This is a genomic window from Sulfurimonas sp. HSL3-7 (assembly GCF_039645985.1).
Classification (GTDB): domain Bacteria; phylum Campylobacterota; class Campylobacteria; order Campylobacterales; family Sulfurimonadaceae; genus Sulfonitrofixus; species Sulfonitrofixus jiaomeiensis.
In genome coordinates, this window is record NZ_CP147919.1 from 1,023,404 (window position 1) to 1,041,332 (window position 17,929).

Below are 17,929 nucleotides of genomic sequence, written 5' to 3' on the forward strand. Positions count from 1 at the left end.
TGATTGTAGCAAAGAGTGGAATAAGATGCGATATATCTGTCAGAATGTGTTCTTATTACGTTAACGCATGAAATGAGCAGCCAAAAAGTCGCCAATGGGGTTTTGCTCGGTTTAAACAGGTTGTTGTCTGTCTTCCCCCTCAGCCCTCATTTTTAATGCGTTATTCATTGATTCAAAACCTGTTTTAGTGTTTTTCTCCATGCTTTTCCAGATCAAAGGCACCAGTAGTCCTTTGAAAATCTCTTTTTGAATTAGAAAAGCGCCGTTTTCATTTCCCTTTATGATAAAGATATGTTCACCATCAAATATACCTGGAAACAAAAAATGCCCCAGCCATCTGAACTCGGCATTGGCTTTGACAGTCAAAACAGTAGGTTTGAAACACATTTCCTTTCCATCCGGCGGTGCTATACAAACGTTTAGCTTTTCACCTTCAATAACTTTCCCCCGTGCGCTTTTAATAAACGGATTCCACTGCGGATATTTATCGAGTTCGGTCAATATTGTCCAGATGCGTTCCGGTGTTGCGTTGATCTGTATTTTGGTTTCTATGCGTTTCACTTTTCCACCTCCGTTGTAAAAGTAACCATTTAAAATCTAAACATTATAGTAAAAACTGAAACGGTTTAATTGTATTGCTCAAAATAAAATCTTTTTCTGGCCCGTGCGGCTTTGTTTTGCCCTGGCGTAGAAGCAAAAGGGAGGAACAAGAGCAGAGACGGTGTCGCCTCACTTCGTTGCGAAGTTCCCTTCGGGCAGAAGGTGTAGGAAAAGCAGCCTCTCCCTTTACTCTCTACTCTTTACGATCCTGTACATCTTTCGCCATCGCGCACATAAAAGCAAGACTGATCAAGGCTGTCGTTGCCAGCAAAAAGAGAAATACGATATGTAGTATCGTGTCGGGGTCACGCAGACCGGGAATGTAGCCAAAAACGCCAAGATACATAACCGCCAGCCATGAAAAACAAGCAGCGATCAGAAAAACCGCCCAGAGCTTACTTAGGATCAAACGAACTCTCTCAGGCATCTTTTTTCCGTACCAGTCAAGCGGAGCATGAATACGTGTCGCAAAGGCCCAGGTGGGCAAGGAAACGATAAGATGCCCAAGCCCCCCGCCAAAGAGGGTTAACCCGATGAAAAATGCGAGCAGGATGCCCGCCCCCTTCGGTACGGAGAGGTACTTAAAGGCAAAGATGATCAACGCAAGGCTGATCGCGACAATAATGATGCCGGTAATAAGGAAATTGGGCACAAGCGTGAAAGCGCCCTCGGTGCCGTAAGACCAGAAACGGTCCTCCATGCTGATGGCCTCGATAAATAGACCGTCAGTAGCCGTAAAACCCTGTCGTATTTCAAAAATACCGTGATTGAGCATGGCGGCCAGGCCCAGCAAAACACTCATGGCCGATGCAGTCAGATGGACGTGACGGTTATAGGGTCTCATTGTCTCTCGATTATCGGTTTAAAATTGACAAGTTCATCACGAAACTGCCTGGCCCACTCGCCCCTGTTTCCGGTTACAAAGGCCAGAACATCGATCAGCGACTTATAGAATGGATTGAGCATATCGATGACAATCGTCTGCTGAAGCCGTGTTGTCCCGCGGTCCGTTTCGGCGAAGTCAAAATAGACGTACACGTTCATCTGCGCCATCTCTGTTTTGGTCTTTCTGTCACAGACGATCGTAGGCGTCGACTCAAATTGGATTAGCGTATTCGCCACGACCTTTGTCACGATATAATGGTTGTATACAATGTCATGCTTATCACCTTCGAGGCACCTGATCTCAGCGCCCTTCTCAAGTCTCTGCGCATTAAGGATCGTAAACTCGGTATGCATGTCGGTCAGCTCTTGGTAGATTTCAGGCAGGCGGTACTGGATAAAGTGAAATACCTCTGAAACGGGCCGGTCGATCTCAATACTATTGTGAATATAGTATGAATTGGCCCGGTCACGGGGGTTGGACGCATCATAGTTTAGAGAAGATAGGATAAGCGTAGAAAAAACGACCAGCAAAAAACCGAAAAGTACCCCTGCAATCCATATGATTTTCTTTTTCATATTCTTACCTCCCGGTTTACAATGCGCAATAAAAAAGCCGTCCGTCGGTTTTCGATCGGTCTCCTTTGGTCTGTTAGCTTATTTTATCGTCTTGTCCGAGAACCCAGCATCGCGGATTGTTCGAGTAGCCGATATGGCCGTAATAGGTGTGGGCATCCGGTGCGGCCACCAGCACCAGTTTGCATTTTTCACCCAGCTGTTTCTGGGTAATCCTCTGCAGCTCTTTTCCTATCCCTTTTTTCTGATATTCCCGACGGACCGCGAGATCGCAAAGGTAGCAGGCATAATGGAAATCCGTCATTGAACGGGCGACACCGACGAGGATATCCCCGTCCCATGCCGTGACCATGAGATTACTGTTGGTTACCATACCTTCCATACAGGTCACATCGTCAGTAGGACGTCGCTGTGCAAGTGTGGACTCTTCAAGAAGATCAATGAACTGCTGCGCCGAAATAGGGTGATTCACCTTGTAAGAGATATCCATTATTATCCTTTCCAATCAGGCCGCGGCCGTAAGGGGTGTATTGCCTGCAGTGAATGGCTGGCCGATGATAGAGATATGGCGCCACGGCCAACACGGTGCGGCTTTTACTCCGTATCGATCATCAACGAAACAGAGCCAAAGCCGCCGTGGTGCATTACCTCTCGCAGAACAACCAGACCCAGTGCGACGTGGGCCGGGGACGCGGCTTGATGCCAGGCGATGGGAGAACCTCCGGCATGATCTGCAAGCTGGTTGAACAGGCTCTCAACCGACGCAATGGGTACGACGGTGTTATCGGTTGCAGACAACATATGAAAGATCTCGACCAGCTCCAAACCGGAGACCCTGAGTTCTGTGCTCGCAGGCAGGGAACGAAGGATTGGCATGATCAGGTCTTCGACTTGATTGATGGCGTCCTCAACCCTTGCTCCAGTCAGTTTCCCCTGCTCAAGAGCGTTTCTGATACGGGAAACTGAGGCATGGATACTTTGCGCTGGACCGCTGCCTGTTGAGGCAATGAAGCGCAGTTGGTCGCCTTCGAGCTGTAACTGCATATATTTGTTTTGTTCAAGCGCTGATTCGTTATGCATAACCTATCCGTCTGTTTGAAATATCATAGCACGACTTTGCTTTGGCGGGTAACGTTCAGAATGAGCACTCAAAAAGCCGCTTTCGCTTTTTGGTTGGTCGCCGATGGGGCGCTATCTATTTTATTGCTTCTTTATCTGTTAATGCTCTACCAACCCACACCTTTGCCTCTCTGGAACCAGCACTTAACGCAATTTCCCGCAATACTTTTTCTTCTACTTCGGATGCTTTTCTATCAATCATCTCTAGTGGGTGCATTACGGCTATAGGACGCACTAGGCTTTTCGGAAGAGATTTGTCATACCCCAGAGTCACAATTTCTTTTCAGGCAATTTCTCAAAAATGAGTTTCAATATATGGGCATCACTTGAACTACTGGTGACCTTTCCACCCAGTGAAAGGCTGGAAATCTTGATTTCTATGCCACCTGATTTATCAGTCGATACATTAAATCCTGTTTCAACAACCAACTTTTGCAGTTCTAGGTAATTGTCATGTTCAATCGCTCTGACTGCAGCCACCACATATTGTGCGAGCTGCAGACCGGTACCAGGCCGTACACTTTTTGTTTGAGAAGTATTCGGGGTCAGAACAAGGGTTAAAGTGTTTGATTCAGCATTACTTTTAGTGCCGTCAGCTGATAAGACAAGTGATGCGGAGCCTTCATTTTTCATCTCGGCTTTAGTTGATAAAACAATTTCTGCTTGTTTAAAAGGCGGCAAAGCAGTTCCGGTTGTTTGCGTGTTGATTTCATTGATCGCTATTTGAATTTCATTCAATAATGAACTTACAGCAATATTCGTTTCCTTTGGACTTTGTAAACCTGCACATCCGGTTAGGAGTATGATCATAAGTGCAACGAGTAATGATCTCATTATTGTGTTCCTTTCATTGTAAGCTATTAAGTAGCATACATTCTATAGTTCTAAAACTGAATTTTCAGAATATTTGAAAACATTTTTTATAGCTATATTTAACAAAATATATTGAAGTGATGGAAAAGCCATGCCGTTTGCCGGCATGCTTATGTGTGAAAGAGGAGGGGTTTGTTATGTGACAGCGTCGACTGTATTCGCCCGTATGATACGCTATCAACTCTTATGCTGAAAATTATTGCTGCTGCGCCGCTTGTTGTTCCTCGATCTCTTTGCGTACCTTATCCATGTCGAGTGCCTGCACTTGTCCCACGATATCGACCAAAGCCTCTTCAGATAGAACACCGGCCTGGTTAAAAACGATGATCTGCTCTTTTAGAATCACGGTCGTCGGAATGGAACGGATCTGAAAATGACCGGCCAGTCCCTGCTGCTCTTCCGTATTGACTTTTCCAAAGATGATGTCTGGAAACTGTTCGGAAGTTTTTTCAAAAATTGGTCCGAAAGATTTACAAGGCCCGCACCACGGTGCCCAAAAATCGATAATTACGATGTCATTGTCTGTAACGGTTTTTTCGAAGTTCTCTTCTGTAAGTGTAACGAGTGCCACGGTTTATCCTTTGTTGTTGGGCGGCATTATGACATATTAGATTGAAACTGGGTATAACGTTTAAAATGGGCAATCAAAAATCTACCCGTGGGTTATTGATTGTTCTTCACTGGCTTGTTATTTGTTCTCCTTGATATGTTTCATAAGGTCTTTTATTTCTTCAAGTTCACGTTGAATGTTTTTTGATGATACACTTGCATTATATGCCATAATGATAAGTTTCATGGAAACCAAAAAAACACCTGCGTCCAACAATGAGAAACTGCTCAAACGCTGGTCACAGTGGCTGGAGAAATGGCACTCCTGCATCGATGTAACGACAGCCGAGTCCCGCCAGAAACTATCGGAACAGATGAAGCAGGTGAACCCAAAATACACCCTGCGGGAGTGGTTCCTCGTCCCTGCCTATCAAGCCGCCGAAAAAGGTGACTATACGATCATCAAAGAGCTGCAGGAAGTGATGACAAAGCCCTATGATGAGCAGTCAAAAGAGACAGAAGCAAAATACTACGCGAAAAAGCCTTCGCAGTTCTTCGATATCGCCGGGATATCCCACGTGAGCTGTTCGTCGTAAGTTTCATCTGAATTACACCAGTCGAGATTTTAAGAGAAATCAACACTTTACGCATACATTTTAGGTTTAGGAGTGGAAATTCAACCCCTGGGGTATATTTTTGATTGGTCTGCTTTGGAAATGTGTACGCGCAGAGGATCATAAGTTCGGGCGGCAGCAACTGCCCTTGTGATAACCACCTGATCTTTAAATTTTTGTATAAGTGTATCCACCCCACGTAAGCGTGCTCCCGCTGATACTGTATGCAACATCGGTATAGGAGTTCCCGGATACCTGCGTTGTTGTCCCGGAAGAGTCTTCGTAGACCATTTTTGAAATGGTGTAATCCATACTGCTGCCATTGGCAGTGACATTGGTGAGATACGTTGTAAGTGTTGCATCATAGCCATTGATGGATTCCTGGAAGATCGTCGCGGTACAGAACTGGGTAAATGTCACAGAGACCTTGTCCGCGCTCGGTCGGACCCATGTTCCCAGCAGGTTTGCATCGCCGCAGTTGCTGGGTTGGATGACCGTTACCGGGGGGTCATAACTCACCTGAACCTTATTGTTGGCATCAACAAAGAGTGAATTGTCCCCGCCTGTTCCCAAGGCAGAGACACCGGACAAATCCGGGACTTTCAACGCGTTGAAGAGTTCCGGCTTGTCGCTGCTGGTAAAGCCCAACCTGTTTTCGATGGAGTTCAGGCCCGAACTGTATACGTCTCCGCCGTTGGTCAGGAACAGGCTGTACCGGTCACCCGCCGAAACAGATTTGAGATCGGATACTGCCGTGATCTCGATAGGATCACTCTGTTCATCCGTCGCATAATTTCCGAGGCTCAGCTCGCCGTTTATACCGTTACCGAAGCCGAATAATTTATTGTCAATGTCCAGGAGCAGGGTATGCTCATACCCGACCGAAACCTGTTTGATATTGGCAAGTGTATTGATCTTTTGAGGGATAACGCTGTTCGCCGTTCCCCCCTGACCCAGTCGGCCGTTTTTGCCAAAACCGAAACTGTACACGTCACCATTGTTATCCATGGCAACGCTAAAGCCTTTTCCGGAATCAACATTTTTGATATTGCTTAGCGAGACGATTTGAATGGGCGTATCGAAGTACTGCGAATCATTGTTATCATAGAACCCTAATTGCGTTTCATCGTAAGTACAGTCATATTCATAAGTATCACACCCTGCGTCGCCGAAACTGTATACATTACCGTTACTGTCCACCACGACAGAAAAATTGTTTCCTGCGGATATATCTATGATATTCGACAGTTGGGTTAATTGCTGAGCAGAAGTGAGAAAGGGGTAAACGTCTCTATCCAGTGCCAATTGGCCCATATAGTTGCTTCCATAACCATAAACATTGCCGTTTGTATCCAGCGCTAGCAGATGATCATTGCCCGCAGAAATTTTTGTGATATTGGAGAGTCCGCTCAGGAGGTTGAGCGTGACCGTATCATCGTTGTTCAAATCCGACGTATCCAGGACGTAAACATAACCGACGGAGGTTAGAAGAAAGGTTTTGCCGGACGTATCATAATAACTTTCGACCTGTATCACATCAGCCAGTTCAACTTCTTTATAGATCCCTTCAGAGGATGTTGAAGTACCATCAGTACCTCCGCCTCCGCCGCAAGCACTTAAAAAGACCAGAGCAACTATGCCCATTAGAAATTGAAGTGGTTTCATCCTATCCATCCTGTTTTTTGCATTGATGATAACATTATAATCTTATATTCAACAGTGTACTGTCGCTGAAAAACCAGACAACGAGTAGACGGGATTCAGCCTGTGTCCCGTCATTTCGGATGCGTGACGCCTGAGATAACGTCTGAAAGGGGCACTCAAAAAGCCGCCTGCGGGTTTTTGAGTGGTCTCCTTTGTTTTGTTATCTATATTGACTTTCCATTTTTTCGAGAATTTGGTCTCTACTTTTTGTACTCGTATCCACGCCACCGAATATATTGAATGAGACCAATTTCATGCCGCAGAATTCTATTATTTGTTCTTTCCACATATTTTTCAGTCTTCTGTGCGCTCCAGTAATCATGTAGAGAAACCACGGTGCACCGGTCGTGGTAAAGATTTTCACTGTCTTACCATGAAGCAAACCTTTTGGTCTGGAGTTGACATATTCAAATGCAAAACCTTTGGAGAGATTCCAGTCAATGAAATTTTTCATGATTGCAGGCATACCGCCCCACCAATAGGGAAATATAAATATAAGTTCGTCCGCACGGGAGATTTTATCTTGGAAATAGTGCATGGCATTTGTCGTTGTCAATGTATTGGGATCGTTAAAAGTAAAAAATGGTTGTTGATGTTCACATCGGTACAGATCGAGGAGATCAACCTGATGTCCTTTCTTGATCGATAGCCCTTTATACTTTTCTGCCATGGCAAATGAAAGGCTCTCTTGTTTGGGGTGTGCGACGATGATTAAAATATTTTTCATCATAATCCTTTTTGTGGGGTAAGATAACGTTAACCATCAGCCGCGCCGTATTTTGGCGTCGGCAGGATGGGCTTGTTAGCCATCGCTCACGTCAATCGCGAATAAACCAAAGGTGGTTGCCTTTTTTGTCTATGACTTCTTGAAGCATTCGGGAGTTTGGCGGCGCCCCATATCTTAATGAAAGATGCATGTCTGATACAAGGCTTCGATAATTTGCATAAAATGAGTGGCCAAAAAATTGATGGGATATTTCCTGCCTTGTATCTACCGTATCCATTCCATCAATAACAAAAAACTCTTTCGATGAGTCCCCTAGGCGAGCTTGGGCAGTACCTTCTATAAAGTAGTTGACTATTTGTGACGAATCTAGGACGTGGTCATTCGCGGCAGAGTATAAAGTTATATTTTCTGCCATATTTTGAAAATTGTGTTTCGAAAAGCTCTGATAGTAGTCGTCTTTGGCAATGTCGGGTGCTGCAAGAATAATTTGTGCAAATATTTTTCCGTTATTTCGACTTCTTCTAAAAGAAAGAATATGGTCGTCTTTCGACATGCGATCATCCAGTATCGCCAATGAATTCATTAATATATATGTGCCCATACTATGGGCGACAATGTGTATTTTCTTATCTGTTTTGCCGGCTATGTCTTGCAGGAAATTGGCGAAAAATACGAAATTTTCTCTCGCGCGATCTTTGTCCTTTGAATACGTTGCAGGATTTTCTTTGGAAGGCCAACTATAGAATATGGCCTCCCCATTAAAATTTGTATCGTGAGCGAGTTGAGCGCAACGAATTGCAGCATTCGAAAAAGAGGTATTGAAGCCATGTATGAATATTAATAAATCTCTTTCGGTTAACTCAGAAATAAACTTCTCCCAACCAATGTCATAGTCTAACGAAGACAGAGACATTCCGGATGTCCCGCCAACTTTTTTAATATAGGGTATCTTGACTTTGGCTCTGCCATATTTAATGACTTGTGCGCTTTCACTATTTCCAGTATTTAATCGTAAAGGATCTTTCGCGCATTCAGTGTAATCAGCGAGACGGCCTTGACCTTCTGCATGGCCCAGATATTTCTGACATTTATCAGGTCTTGTTGTTCCAAAATGCACAGTCTTTTCATAAAAACTGTCTTTTGCTATCCAACCATCACCGTCCAATTCCGTTGTTTGAGCCGGCTCATATCTTGTGCTGCACCCATAGATGGCCAAAACCAAGAGCAATACTGTTGCTTTATAAATATTTACATAGAACTTCTGCATGTCATGTTTCCCTTCAATAGCTAACGTTTACAATGTGCAATCAAAAAGCCGCCCGCGGGTTTGTGATTGGTCTCCACTTATTGGTTGGTTTCTTCCACCTTAATCAAGAACGTTTTCCGTCAAGCCAATGGGCCACACCCGCAAGAAGGAAGTACATAACAAGCGCCGATATTGCCAGGGATGTTTTACTTTCTCCAAAAGGTGGCCCAAATATATTTACGGCATTGACTAGGAGCAGGATGATTACAAAGACACTCATGCCGTATTTCCCAATGGAGGATGTCGCTGTCGTAGCGCTCAGGTAGAGCCACAGCCCCCCGCCCAGGAGTGCCGCTTCAAGTGCGTATGTTGCAATCGCATTGTTCCATAAACCAAATCCCAGTTTGGTGGAGTCATCGTTCCAAAGCGGCAGATCCGGGGTATGAACGATCAGGTCTAGAAACCAATGCGACAGTACGGCAATTCCCATTACCAGTGCGATGGACCTGTTTCTCGGAGGAACGATGCGATAGATAACATAGATGAACCCCGCTAACAAGAAGGATGCAAGCAGGCTGTGCGTATAGGGCATGTACTCCAGCTCAAAGTGAGTCGACGGAGTGAAATTCTCGATAATATTTATTCTTTCTATCCCCAGAAGTACGAGCGGAAAGAAAAGAATGTCGATGAACTGAACTGCTAGAAACAACATCCCGAGTGATGCTTTCTTCTCGACTTTTTTCAGAGCAAGACATGCTGCGTAGTGTCCAACAAACATCAGTCTGCTTCTCCTTTCGCGTTAACGTTTAAAATGAGCAATCAAAAAACAGCCTACAGGTTTTTGATTGGTCTCCTTTGAGTTGTTAGGCATTTTTCAGCCTCAGCACCATCATTTTACTATGTAATTCTTTTTTTGATCTCCCCGCAGCCAATGCAGCTTCGACTTCTTTCTTGATCTCAGACGGGATGTTGCCTTTGGCCCAATTCGGCAGGTCGTCGTCAATTTCAAACGTTTCATCCGTGAAACCGAGTTTCCTATATGTCGTCCACGGCAGCCCTCCTGCCATTACAGAGAATGAAAAAAGACCATCAAGAGTTCCGGGGGCGATCACGGCTTCGTAGTCATGCTCTTTCGCCCATTGAACAGACGCCTGGGCCAGAGCAGTACCGATTCCCCGACTGAAATAGCGCGAATCCGGGTCGTCGGAATGTGCAAAACTCTCGATAGAACGACCAACGTGAAAACAGGCATGGCACCAAACCGGACCGGAGATACCCAGGCGGCCATCAAGCAGACCGTCTACAAAGGAAGGGCGGTTCCAGGCCGGCCAGAGATCGGTGGACCCATGGGGAAGGATCAAACGGTAACAATGCAACTGGGCGATGCATTTGTCACCGTCCCACGCACCGAACCCGATAACCTCTTGCGTCTTGAACAGCATCTCGATTCGGTAGCCGTCGGGTAGGCAGCGCATTAACACCTTGGCAAGGTCTTCACGTCGGATGGGCGACACATTAATTAAATTTCCGTTTGGTGATTTGGGGGTAATAATTTTCATGACTGATGCCTAACGTCTGAGTTAACTTGACGGCGCGTTTTTTGCGCCGATCCGGTTTAATGATTTGTTATGTTCGTCTCGTATCCAAAAGCATATAAGGCTACTAGTCCAGACACTAGTTAACCTCCAAATGGATATTGTAAATTAATTTCATAATTTAAGTTAACTGGATATTGAGATGTATGTCTCTGAAACCAACAAGACGCAGGATTGTACGGGTGATTGATATATTGGCCAGTTATTAACCACCAGTACCCTCCTTGAACTTGTAAATCAGCGGTTCCTATATAATTCCCATCATCATTCAAAACGGTATTAATTGTTATAAAATGCTCAGGTAAATCAAAAAAATCAGTTTCTGATAAGCCCTTAAGAATATTAATAGTAATTATTGGTGGCGATGGTACTTGCTCTCCCATGGGATATACTCCTACATTTACTGTAATAACAATACTATCTGGAATTGGTGGGAACTTTATAGGGCAATTCACTGAGTTTGTAGTTAATAGAGGAAAACTCTGTCCACTCAACGAAGAGCATGGTGCAGGTTTATCTTGGACAGCAGATAAAGACCAGCCTGATATCCTTTCGAACCTTCGTATAAAAACATGTTGCCCATTTGTATTTAATGCAGAAGTGAATTCTTGATTCATCAATCCAGAATAAAGTGAATTGTTTTTTAGCCTTATTAATCTTGCTGGAGTAGGTATATCGTCATGGTTAGAAAATGCAAATGTAACTTCCGTAGTAGGTTCTTTTAAATCGAACAAGATGATTTTATTATGAAAATTATCGATCAATTTCTTATCTGCTGCTCTCTGCGGCATTCCAGGTAAAAACTCATTATCGGATATGACATTAACAATGCATTCCTCTGCTTTAAGAAGATGGAATATAAATGGTTCATCACCATTATGATTTCTTTCAATATAACCTTCATCGGTTTTATTTTCTAGGTTATTATTTTCAGGCCAAGAACTAGACTTGAAGAAGCCAAACAATGAATTCGGTATCATTTTTGTTTTATTTATTTTTACACTAAATCTTGCGGGAACAATTTCATTATCAACAAATGTAGGTTGATCAAACACCCAATATTTAGATAACACTGTGATCTGTACTGGTTCACGAAGATCAATCGTATAACTTGCTGATTTTAAATATCCTGTGAATAGCCTAAAAACATCAACTTCTTTTTTATAATCACTAACACTGTCGATCCCAGTTTTTGCAATATAAATACTCCACTTTGTATATGTGCTGAGGTGTAATATCGCTGTGGCGGTATCACCTGAAGTGTCTGGAACGGCTTCAACCGTAATTTTTTTTGCATTAGAAGGCAATGAGATTTGAGGGAGCAAATCAGATTCGGCGATAGCAATTATTTTAAAAGTCTCATGCTTATAGGTACCAATTACTTTTATGGTGTTTGTCTTAAATTTATGTTTTATCATCTTTAATTTCCTTTTCTGTTTTGATATCTACATAACGTTTAAAATGAGCAATCAAAAAGCCGCCCGCGGGTTTTTGATTGGCTCCGCAGATTTGTTAGCACCGTCAGCGCGGGCCCGGGACCAACCTCCAACTAACTGCGCTCTTTGTGTACCCATTTTTGACTTTTTAGACGTGCAGTTATTTAAGAGGCTATATGCCACCTATTCACCTTCGACAATCGGTTTTTAACTTGCGAAAAACCACTGCTGAGTTCACTTCAACATACAGGTTTCTCATTTTGGAGTAATATGTTGTTTAACTTGAATAACATATATAAACATAATAATAATTGTATTGTTAATATGACCTTATAATATAATGTTATATTTTACAGGTGATGTGAAGTTAGGATAGTCGCTAGAAATCGTTATAGTCTAATTTATATGATGTGTTTATTAAGGAGTTGGATTGTCCAATGGGGAGGCCTAACGTTTAAAATGAGCAATCAAAAAGCCGCTCGCGGGTTTTTGATTGGTCTCCTTTGGGTTGTTAGCATTGTTGCGATCATTAGTAGTTGTCAAATTCAAAGTCATCAATAAAAAACTCGAGATTGTTTAAATAATCAAAATAAAAACCTCTGCCAATTTTATGATTAGCATTTGGATTCAAATAAGCGAAAGCTTTAATATTTTGATCTTTTGGTTCAGAAGAGGTGATTGATTGGTCTTCTAAAAATAAAACCCCTGATAATTGCTTTGTAATGTCAAAAATAGATTCTTGACCAGAATATTTTTTATAAATCACTTGTGCTTTTGTTGATTTTGAGGAGTAGTCACAAAAAAAACGCCGAGCAAAAGATCGATAAAATTTTTCATTTGAACTGTCCAAGTTTGAATTCAAAGCCCTCTCACTAAACCATGGAAAAACAACAAAGACAATAAGACTTGGATTAACTCTTGAAAACTTTTTAGCGTGTTTAAAAAGTAATTTATAATGGTTCTTTGCATGTAAATAGGGATTATACGTACTTTCTGTCTTTGACATTCCAGTTCGCCATATGATTGCATATTTAAGATCAGAGACTATCATGCTCTTAATAAATACTGGCTCTTGTTGATTGTCAAGTTTAGTTAGTAATTCTTCGAGAAGCTTTTTTCTATTCTGTTCGAAAACTTCATAGTCTAGATCCAAAGGGTATTCTGGTGAAATTAAAAAATCAGTACGCCCCAACTTTTGTTGAACCTCTTTGAATATGCCTGATAAAATTTGGTCTGTTTTATCTGATAATATCTTTACATCAAAGTAAATGTTGAAGTCTTGATATTTACCGTCAAAATTTGCATGTTGATATCCAAGGTTTTGGGCGACTGTATCTGATGCTGGAACTGTTGTCTCAAGATCTATTGGTTCACTCATTAAATTAGTATCTGAATTAAGAAAATCATATGCTACGAGTTCAGCATATGCGCCTTCCCAATTCTTTTGATCAGCAACTTGATTAATGGTATTTAGTAAATCTTGGAAGTTTTTATGTGACGAATAAAGGGTATTTAGCCTTTTTAATCGTTCTGTAAAAGAACTTGTAAAAGGGGTGAAGTTTGAACTATTTAAAGCACCAATTACTTTATTTGTTGAGTTGTCTGTAATATCGAAAGTGCACGTACCTTGCCCGAAAATGCTTTCGACCAAGAGTTTATAGTTTTCCGTATCATTCATATATTACCTTTAATTGCTAACGTTTGAAATGAGCAATCAAAAAGCCGCCTGCGGGTTTTTGATTGGTCTCCTCTGATTTGTTATCAATCTTGTACATTGCACAATTTTTTCATGTTGACAATGCCTTTGTCAATATTTATAGGCACACTTTTGAGTGATTCATCAATTGGACCATACCTCTTTTCGTTTATTTCATGATATTTTTCTATTATTTCAAAAAGTTCTTTATCAAAAACGATGCATAAGGATTTATATTTATCAGTTTGTCCTGTCTTGCCTGCATCATGGAGAATGCCATCTATATTGTCTCCTGTCATAGAAAGATCTAAAAAATTAGTGTCATTGTGGTCATATGCTATCAAGTTGTAGGCATCTAATTTCACTTGCGGTATCAATGCTTTCATACTTGCATAATCATATGTCAGCTTGTATGTAATGGCATTGGATGCCAGGAATAGAAAGAGAATTAAAGAGGTCAACTTTTTATTGAGCTTCATAATACTTGGTACTCCTTCATTGATAACGTTTAAAATGAGCAATCAAAAAGCCGCCCGCGGGTTTTTGATTGGTCTCCTTTGCTTTGTTAGACATTTTACTCAATGCAACAATAGCCAATACCATGATCTTCTTTTCCATTTTCACTTAAAATAGGAAACATAAACCAGTCTCTTTCTGTTGTGTCTTCATCAACCACATAATCAATTAGATTCGATATAAAGTATGAAAATGACAAATCATTGAGCTGATATATATTGAAAAATTTATTGCTAGTGCAATTATGATTATCATCCAGAGGGTGGTTTTCATCCCAGTATTTGATGAAAATATTACTGCCTAATGAAATGTGATTTATTTTACCGTTGCTGTTCTCTAACGCCCTTTTGATTGGAAGGCTTACTGCATCATTGTGAACCAAAATGTTTTCATTATAGTTATACGAGAAAATGCCATTAAATATATTCGGATTCCCGATTAGATTCATATTGTTTTTTGATTTAACTATGTAGTCGTTTAATTCACTATTTCTGATCGTAGTTTTAACTTCAATTATTGCTTTGACATTTTTTGGAGTGGTTATTATGAAATCACCTTCGTTAAATAGAAGTGGATAGTTATTGTCATACAAGATAATGTCAATTTGTGTAGTCCGAGAATAAGTATTCTGGCCAGTTTCCGTAACAATAAAACCTGTACCGATTGATATGTTTTTTGGCAAAAACCTTTTTATGATTTTTCTTAAAATTGCCTCTTTGTATGCACCATTTTCTCCATGGTGATTTGCATCTATATCTATTAGGTTGTCAACCCGATCTTTAATCAGTTCAAATTCTTTGTTTATAGATTCTTGGAATCTTAATGGATCGAATGGCAACTTTGTTCCTTTTACATAATGTGTCTAACGTCTAAAATGAGCAATCAAAAAGCCGCCCGCGGGTTTTTGATTGGTCTCCTTTGGTTTGTTAGCATTTATAGCAATTGTTGCCATATAGTCACAATAGCAAAGATTAATACCGTAAAACCAAAGAATGCTTTTTTTGGCCAGACAATATGGATTAATCGTGCTAGCAAAACTGGAATAGCTATAACTACTGTTGATGCAAATGCGATAGCAGTAGTAAGCATCCAAGTGATTAAATAATAAATGGCGAATACTGATACGAAAAGCAAAGTGACCATAAAGCTAAATACAATTGGATTCATATCTTGTGTGATTTCGTATCCGAATGGGAGCGAAGTATTAGCTAAAGACTTAGTCAAAATAGGAATAAATGATGTGCCAAAAATAAAATCAAATGCACCCATAAGTAATGGACTAAATACAAATAAAGCTGCTTGGGGCCCTATTTCAGAAATCGTTTTTTTATGCTCAGTAACCCATTTAATTGAAAACCAACTCAAGCAACTCCCGATCAGAAAAAGTGAAAATATATAAGCAAGTTCAGGATTTCGTATAGACAGGGCCCCCATAGAAAAAATCATCACTAAAGATACAAAGGCAAACCATCCATAAAATTTACGTAACACTATTAATCCATTGGATATAGTAGTCTCTTGCAGATTTTGATTAAATGATTGATAACCTTTTTCTAATTGTGCAACAAAATCATCAACTTTTTTATTTTGTCGTGCTACTTCTCCTGCCCAATAAATTCCTATGAGCATTTGAATAATGTTTAAGATCAATTTCGTCATTTTTCACTTCCAGTCTTATTTGTTAGCTTCTTTCTGCTGTATCTTTTTCTATTACTTTGACAGCTAGCCAATGCATTAACCAAAATTCATGTCTTAAAATTTCTTCTTCTTTTGATGTGGGGACAAATCTTGGTGTTAAGCTACCTTTTCTGGTTTTTTTAGAGTGCATGCAAGCATTTCTTATTTCATAGACTCTATTTGAAACTTCTGTACTGATGTCTGTAGAATTTAAATCGATTCCCTCAATCGTAATGCCGCTGGTCGTAATTTGTTCAGATGTAAGCGCACCCAAGATGCTAGGTGATAGACTGGTGAGAAATGACAGAAGTTCGGAATCATCAATTGACCAAGCAAAGACAGCCTTAATCATCTCACGTTCAAATTTAGCATTAACTCCAATTTTTTGGGGGGCATCTTCAAAAAAGAATTCTAAAACATTATAGAGATTTCTAAACTGCGTTATCGGAGATTTATCACGTAATGCTGAGAAGAAGTATGCCAAGAGTTCTTTATCATGGTACTTCGTGGCTTCAATAACTTCTTGTTCTACTCGAAAATTATCTTTACTTGTTATTCCTCTATTAACAGCATAATAATTTTGATCTTCATTAAAATCTCTTGTGCTTACTACGTCGAACATCTGAGCCTGATGGAACGTCAGAACAGTTGGGTTAGCTTCGACCAAGGGTAAGCTGAACTTTCCAGTTCCTAGTGCACGGTGGTCTTCAACTTCAACTTCCACTGTTTTTGTAAATAGCTTTTTGAGGTCGCTAATATATTCTTCGAAGCTCCATTCTTTGTAGTTTTTTAATAAAAACCAATCATCAAAGCCCATGCCTGATTCTGAATCTCGACAACTGATGATGGATGAATCGTTTAAAGTGTCTAATGCTAAATACCTAACATTCATTCGATCACAGAAAAAATATGGTTCATTGAGATCGTTTTTCCAATATGAGTAGTTCGTGATTTTACTGGTTATTTTTGATTCTGGATACTGCTTAGAATATTCAAATAGATAATTATCGATTAAATTTTCGATGAAATCATTGAGCTCTTCAGTAGTTTGAAATTCAGGCATGTCATCACGAGGATTTTCAAAACGAATTTTCATCACACAGTCCATTTCGTTTAGAAAGTAAAAGGGTTGAGCTGTAAAAACAGGTTCCCCTAATATAGAAGGAGTGAGAACCATTGGATGGCTTAATCCCTTAAAGAGAATGATTTTGCCTATACCTTTTGCATTTGTAAGTGTTGAGTCGAATGTGAGTGCCATATTTTTTCATCTTTTCTTGTCAAGTGGATTGTAATGCTAACATTTGAAATGAGCAATCAAAAAGCCGCTCGCGGGTTTTTGATTAGTCTCCTTTAGTTTGTTGGGCAACTTCTGTTCTTTACTTATGGGCGACAACTATCAGTCGTCGACTTGTATTTTTGTCGTATGGTGCGAAGTCGAGGTCTCCAAGATAGTGGATATCTGAAAATCCCACATCGGAAAGAATCCTGTCCCAGTCATCTTTCAGGCGAATTGCAACATTTACGGTAGTATGGTTAAATTCACATTTATCTTCAGTGTGAACAAAATCGAAAATTTTGACCTGCATTACGTTAGCTGAGTATTCCAATACGAATAAACGAGAGAAATCCCGATTATTGATGACAGGATCGTATCTCGGTGGATTCTTCATTGTTGCGTCGGACTGTCCTTGATCAAATACAAGAATACCACCCGGACGCAGTATAGCTTTCATGCTTTCAAGTGCGCGACGAACCTCTGACTCGTCAAGAACTTCGTTAATAGAATTAGTGAGACATACGACAGCGTCAAACTGTGTTTTGAAGTGTTTCTCAAGTTCTCGAAAGTCACTGTTGATCAGAGGTAAATCCAGACTAGCCTCTTTCAAATTTTCATGAGCTTTTCTAAGCATTGCATTGGATAAATCCGAACCAATAACGCTATAGCCAAGCGAATGAAACATGATGAGGTCTTTGCCAGTTCCACATGCACAGTCAAGTACATCGGAGACGTTGTTCTTTTTAAAGAGTGTTTTAAAGAACACTTCTCGGGCCGGATCATGAATATTCATCCAATCATAGCGGTCGGCAAAGTCTTCGTACATATCGTTTTCGCTCATTT

At 40.9% G+C, this 17,929-nt stretch carries 21 protein-coding genes; 1 reads left to right on the forward strand and 20 read right to left on the reverse strand.

The genetic code is table 11. The features are described from left to right. Window positions 1–111: 111 nt before the first annotated feature. The 8 genes from WCY20_RS05175 to trxA all read right to left on the reverse strand — a co-directional run bounded on the left by WCY20_RS05175 (window position 112) and on the right by trxA (window position 4,621). On the reverse strand, window positions 112–561 hold the full coding sequence (locus WCY20_RS05175; protein WP_345977539.1) for an SRPBCC domain-containing protein: 450 nt from the start codon (window positions 559–561) through the stop codon (window positions 112–114). Between the two features lie 232 nt (window positions 562–793). Next, complete coding sequence (locus WCY20_RS05180; RefSeq protein WP_345977541.1) at window positions 794–1,444, reverse strand: hypothetical protein; 651 nt, start codon at window positions 1,442–1,444, stop codon at window positions 794–796. Then, window positions 1,441–2,061 (reverse strand): hypothetical protein, encoded by a 621-nt coding sequence (locus WCY20_RS05185; RefSeq protein ID WP_345977543.1) that lies wholly within the window; start codon window positions 2,059–2,061, stop codon window positions 1,441–1,443. The genes WCY20_RS05180 and WCY20_RS05185 overlap by 4 nt, the downstream gene beginning before the upstream one ends. A gap of 73 nt (window positions 2,062–2,134) precedes the next feature. Then, window positions 2,135–2,548: a GNAT family N-acetyltransferase gene (locus WCY20_RS05190; protein ID WP_345977545.1), complete on the reverse strand. Its 414-nt coding sequence runs from the start codon at window positions 2,546–2,548 to the stop codon at window positions 2,135–2,137. A 104-nt stretch (window positions 2,549–2,652) separates the two neighbouring features. After that, window positions 2,653–3,138, reverse strand: a complete 486-nt coding sequence (locus WCY20_RS05195; protein WP_345977546.1) for a hypothetical protein — start codon at window positions 3,136–3,138, stop codon at window positions 2,653–2,655. A 115-nt stretch (window positions 3,139–3,253) separates the two neighbouring features. Next, on the reverse strand, window positions 3,254–3,379 hold the full coding sequence (locus WCY20_RS05200; RefSeq protein ID WP_345977548.1) for a hypothetical protein: 126 nt from the start codon (window positions 3,377–3,379) through the stop codon (window positions 3,254–3,256). A 68-nt stretch (window positions 3,380–3,447) separates the two neighbouring features. Beyond that, the gene (locus WCY20_RS05205) at window positions 3,448–4,011 is read right to left on the reverse strand and encodes a hypothetical protein (RefSeq protein WP_345977549.1); all 564 of its coding nucleotides are present in this window, start codon (window positions 4,009–4,011) and stop codon (window positions 3,448–3,450) included. A gap of 235 nt (window positions 4,012–4,246) precedes the next feature. Beyond that, window positions 4,247–4,621 carry a thioredoxin gene (gene trxA / locus WCY20_RS05210; RefSeq protein WP_345977551.1) on the reverse strand — a complete coding sequence of 125 codons (375 nt, stop codon included), beginning with the start codon at window positions 4,619–4,621 and terminating at the stop codon, window positions 4,247–4,249. A gap of 223 nt (window positions 4,622–4,844) precedes the next feature. Here trxA and WCY20_RS05215 point away from each other — a divergent pair, with 223 nt between their 5' ends. Next, window positions 4,845–5,195: a protein adenylyltransferase SelO family protein gene (locus WCY20_RS05215; RefSeq protein ID WP_345977553.1), complete on the forward strand. Its 351-nt coding sequence runs from the start codon at window positions 4,845–4,847 to the stop codon at window positions 5,193–5,195. A gap of 186 nt (window positions 5,196–5,381) precedes the next feature. On the opposite strand, the gene WCY20_RS05220 is transcribed toward WCY20_RS05215, so the two are convergent. The 12 genes from WCY20_RS05220 to WCY20_RS05275 form a co-directional block, all read right to left on the reverse strand. Further along, the gene (locus tag WCY20_RS05220; RefSeq protein ID WP_345977555.1) at window positions 5,382–6,878 is read right to left on the reverse strand and encodes a hypothetical protein; all 1,497 of its coding nucleotides are present in this window, start codon (window positions 6,876–6,878) and stop codon (window positions 5,382–5,384) included. Window positions 6,879–7,077: 199 nt separating this feature from the next. Continuing rightward, window positions 7,078–7,647, reverse strand: coding sequence for an NAD(P)H-dependent oxidoreductase (locus WCY20_RS05225; RefSeq protein WP_345977557.1), 570 nt, complete (start codon window positions 7,645–7,647; stop codon window positions 7,078–7,080). Between the two features lie 88 nt (window positions 7,648–7,735). Beyond that, complete coding sequence (locus WCY20_RS05230; protein ID WP_345977558.1) at window positions 7,736–8,911, reverse strand: alpha/beta hydrolase; 1,176 nt, start codon at window positions 8,909–8,911, stop codon at window positions 7,736–7,738. A gap of 103 nt (window positions 8,912–9,014) precedes the next feature. Continuing rightward, on the reverse strand, window positions 9,015–9,668 hold the full coding sequence (locus tag WCY20_RS05235) for a hypothetical protein (protein ID WP_345977559.1): 654 nt from the start codon (window positions 9,666–9,668) through the stop codon (window positions 9,015–9,017). A gap of 85 nt (window positions 9,669–9,753) precedes the next feature. Then, entirely contained in the window at window positions 9,754–10,449 is a 696-nt protein-coding gene (locus tag WCY20_RS05240) for a hypothetical protein (RefSeq protein ID WP_345977560.1), read from the reverse strand. A 119-nt stretch (window positions 10,450–10,568) separates the two neighbouring features. Continuing rightward, entirely contained in the window at window positions 10,569–11,903 is a 1,335-nt protein-coding gene (locus tag WCY20_RS05245; protein WP_345977561.1) for a hypothetical protein, read from the reverse strand. 547 nt (window positions 11,904–12,450) lie between these two features. Continuing rightward, entirely contained in the window at window positions 12,451–13,599 is a 1,149-nt protein-coding gene (locus WCY20_RS05250) for a hypothetical protein (protein ID WP_345977562.1), read from the reverse strand. Window positions 13,600–13,682: 83 nt separating this feature from the next. Further along, the gene (locus tag WCY20_RS05255; protein WP_345977564.1) at window positions 13,683–14,096 is read right to left on the reverse strand and encodes a hypothetical protein; all 414 of its coding nucleotides are present in this window, start codon (window positions 14,094–14,096) and stop codon (window positions 13,683–13,685) included. 95 nt (window positions 14,097–14,191) lie between these two features. After that, the gene (locus WCY20_RS05260) at window positions 14,192–14,971 is read right to left on the reverse strand and encodes a DUF6602 domain-containing protein (protein ID WP_345977566.1); all 780 of its coding nucleotides are present in this window, start codon (window positions 14,969–14,971) and stop codon (window positions 14,192–14,194) included. Window positions 14,972–15,066: 95 nt separating this feature from the next. Then, window positions 15,067–15,792, reverse strand: a complete 726-nt coding sequence (locus WCY20_RS05265; RefSeq protein WP_345977567.1) for a hypothetical protein — start codon at window positions 15,790–15,792, stop codon at window positions 15,067–15,069. Between the two features lie 22 nt (window positions 15,793–15,814). Next, window positions 15,815–17,068, reverse strand: coding sequence for a hypothetical protein (locus WCY20_RS05270; RefSeq protein WP_345977569.1), 1,254 nt, complete (start codon window positions 17,066–17,068; stop codon window positions 15,815–15,817). Between the two features lie 118 nt (window positions 17,069–17,186). Next, window positions 17,187–17,927, reverse strand: a complete 741-nt coding sequence (locus tag WCY20_RS05275) for a class I SAM-dependent methyltransferase (protein WP_345977570.1) — start codon at window positions 17,925–17,927, stop codon at window positions 17,187–17,189. Window positions 17,928–17,929: the final 2 nt, after the last annotated feature.